Origin of the sequence: uncultured Tenacibaculum sp. (assembly GCF_947502995.1) — a bacterium.
Lineage (GTDB): Bacteria > Bacteroidota > Bacteroidia > Flavobacteriales > Flavobacteriaceae > Polaribacter.
Genome location: NZ_CANNBW010000047.1, coordinates 1 through 3,224, shown reverse-complemented (window position 1 = coordinate 3,224; position 3,224 = coordinate 1). Strand labels below are relative to the sequence as shown.

Annotated in this window: 1 tRNA gene and 2 rRNA genes; all 3 read left to right on the top strand. The window is 47.4% G+C overall.

Annotated features, from left to right (window positions below):
- The 3 genes from Q1A46_RS20660 to rrf all read left to right on the top strand — a co-directional run bounded on the left by Q1A46_RS20660 (nucleotide 1) and on the right by rrf (nucleotide 3,212).
- Nucleotides 1–69: transfer RNA gene (locus tag Q1A46_RS20660), tRNA-Ala, on the top strand.
- Between the two features lie 146 nt (nucleotides 70–215).
- Nucleotides 216–2,999 (top strand): 23S ribosomal RNA (locus Q1A46_RS20655).
- A 104-nt stretch (nucleotides 3,000–3,103) separates the two neighbouring features.
- Nucleotides 3,104–3,212: ribosomal RNA gene (gene rrf / locus Q1A46_RS20650) — 5S ribosomal RNA — on the top strand.
- Nucleotides 3,213–3,224: the final 12 nt, after the last annotated feature.

The window sequence follows — 3,224 nt, the reverse complement described above, 5'->3', positions numbered from 1 at the left end:
ATTAGCTCAGCTGGCTAGAGCGCTTGCCTTGCACGCAAGAGGTCACCGGTTCGACTCCGGTATTCTCCACAACGCGAAAGCGAAAAGTTCATTGACATATTGGTAAAATGATATCGTAAAGAATCAAGATAGAGAGTTAGAGATAATACTCTAACAAAATATTTTTATAAAGAATTATAAAGAGCTCGTTTTGACGCAAGTCAAAGCAAAAAGTACAATAAGCTAAATAAGGGCGTATGGCGGATGCCTAGGCTTTCAGAGGCGATGAAGGACGTGATAAGCTGCGATAAGCTACGGGGAGGGGCACATACCTTATAATCCGTAGATTTCCGAATGGGGCAACCCACTATACTGAAGGTATAGTACCGAAAGGAGCAAACCCGGTGAACTGAAACATCTAAGTAACCGGAGGAAGAGAAAACAATAGTGATTCCGTTAGTAGTGGCGAGCGAACGCGGATTAGCCCAAACCAATGTTGTTACGGCAATATTGGGGTTGTAGGGCTGCGACATTAGAATCTTAGTGAACTAGAATCGTTTGGAAAGACGAACCATAGAGAGTGATAGTCTCGTATAGGTAAGCGAAGAGGATATAGCAGTACCCTGAGTAGTGCGGGACACGTGTAATCCTGTATGAATCTACCGGGACCATCCGGTAAGGCTAAATACTCCTGAAAGACCGATAGTGAACTAGTACCGTGAGGGAAAGGTGAAAAGAACCCTAAGTAAGGGAGTGAAATAGAACCTGAAACCGTACGCCTACAAGCGGTCGGAGCCCATTTACTGGGTGACGGCGTGCCTTTTGCATAATGAGCCTACGAGTTACTGTTGCTAGCAAGGTTAAGGATTTAAGGTCCGGAGCCGAAGCGAAAGCGAGTCTGAATAGGGCGTATAGTTAGTAGTAGTAGACGCGAAACCGAGTGATCTATCCATGGGCAGGTTGAAGCTGTGGTAACACACAGTGGAGGACCGAACCAGTTGACGTTGAAAAGTCTTTGGATGACCTGTGGATAGGGGTGAAAGGCCAATCAAACTCGGAAATAGCTCGTACTCCCCGAAATGCATTTAGGTGCAGCGTTGAGTAAAAGTTTTATAGAGGTAGAGCTACTGATTGGATGCGGGGGCTTCACCGCCTACCAATTCCTGACAAACTCCGAATGCTATAAAATGTTTCTCAGCAGTGAGGGCATGGGTGCTAAGGTCCATGTCCGAGAGGGAAAGAACCCAGACCATCAGCTAAGGTCCCCAAATGTATACTAAGTTGAATAAACGAGGTGAAACTGCTTAGACAGCTAGGATGTTGGCTTGGAAGCAGCCATTCATTTAAAGAGTGCGTAACAGCTCACTAGTCGAGCGGTTTTGCATGGATAATAATCGGGCATAAGTATACTACCGAAGCTATGGACGAAAGTGGTAGGGGAGCATTCTATATGTGTTGAAGGTGTGCTGTGAGGCATGCTGGAACGTATAGAAAAGAAAATGTAGGCATAAGTAACGATAAAGGGGGCGAGAAACCCCCTCACCGAAAGACTAAGGTTTCCTCAGCGATGCTAATCAGCTGAGGGTTAGTCGGGACCTAAGGCGAACCCGAAAGGGGTAGTCGATGGACAACAGGTTAATATTCCTGTACCTGCACTCATTAAAAGTGACGGATCTCCCAGGTGCTTACGGGGTGACGGAAGTCCCCGTTGAGCCTAGGCTTCGGCCGAAGCGAAAGCAAGTAAGAGGTTCCAAGAAAAGCGAGAGCTGCAGCCCGTACCGTAAACCGACACAGGTAGTTGGGATGAGAATTCTAAGGTGCTCGAGAGATTCATGGCTAAGGAACTAGGCAAAATCGACCTGTAACTTCGGGAGAAAGGTCGCCTACTTCGGTAGGCCGCAGTGAAAAGATCCAGGCGACTGTTTATCAAAAACACAGGGCTTTGCTAAATTGAAAGATGATGTATAAGGCCTGACACCTGCCCGGTGCTGGAAGGTTAAGTGGAGGGTTTAGCTTCGGCGAAGATCTAAAATGAAGCCCCAGTAAACGGCGGCCGTAACTATAACGGTCCTAAGGTAGCGAAATTCCTTGTCGGGTAAGTTCCGACCTGCACGAATGGTGCAACGATCTGGATACTGTCTCAGCCATGAGCTCGGTGAAATTGTAGTATCGGTGAAGATGCCGATTACCCGCAGCGGGACGAAAAGACCCCGTGAACCTTTACTATAGCTTCGTATTGACTTTGGATAAGTAATGTGTAGGATAGGTCGGAGACTTTGAAGCAGTGTCGCTAGGCATTGTGGAGTCAACCTTGAAATACGACCCTTTGCTTATCTAGAGCCTAACTCAGAGATGAGAACAGTGCGTGGTGGGTAGTTTGACTGGGGTGGTCGCCTCCAAAAGAGTAACGGAGGCTTCTAAAGGTTCCCTCAGCACGCTTGGTAACCGTGCGTAGAGTGCAATGGCATAAGGGAGCTTGACTGAGAGACATACAGGTCGATCAGGTACGAAAGTAGAGCATAGTGATCCGGTGGTTCCGCATGGAAGGGCCATCGCTCAAAGGATAAAAGGTACTCCGGGGATAACAGGCTGATCTCCCCCAAGAGCTCACATCGACGGGGGGGTTTGGCACCTCGATGTCGGCTCGTCACATCCTGGGGCTGGAGAAGGTCCCAAGGGTTGGGCTGTTCGCCCATTAAAGTGGCACGCGAGCTGGGTTCAGAACGTCGTGAGACAGTTCGGTCTCTATCTGCTGTGGGCGTTAGAAATTTGAGTGGATCTGACTTTAGTACGAGAGGACCGAGTTGGACGAACCTCTAGTGTATCTGTTGTCTCGCCAGGGGCACTGCAGAGTAGCTACGTTCGGAAGGGATAAGCGCTGAAAGCATATAAGCGCGAAACCCACCACAAGATGAGATTTCTTTAAAGGGTCGTTGAAGATGACAACGTTGATAGGCTATAAGTGTAAGTGCAGTAATGTATGTAGCTGAGTAGTACTAATAACCCATAGGCTTATGTACGTACTTCCCCTCCTAGTGAGGGGAAGACAACTCTTTACTTGAATAAAAACGAATTATTTTACCAATTATGTTAACTTATACAGTTGAAATATACTGAAACAACTTAAGGTGATTATAGCAATGGGGCTCACCTCTTACCATTCCGAACAGAGAAGTTAAGCCCATTAGCGCCGATGGTACTGCCACTGGTGGGAGAGTAGGTCGTCGCCTTTCTTTTAAACAAAA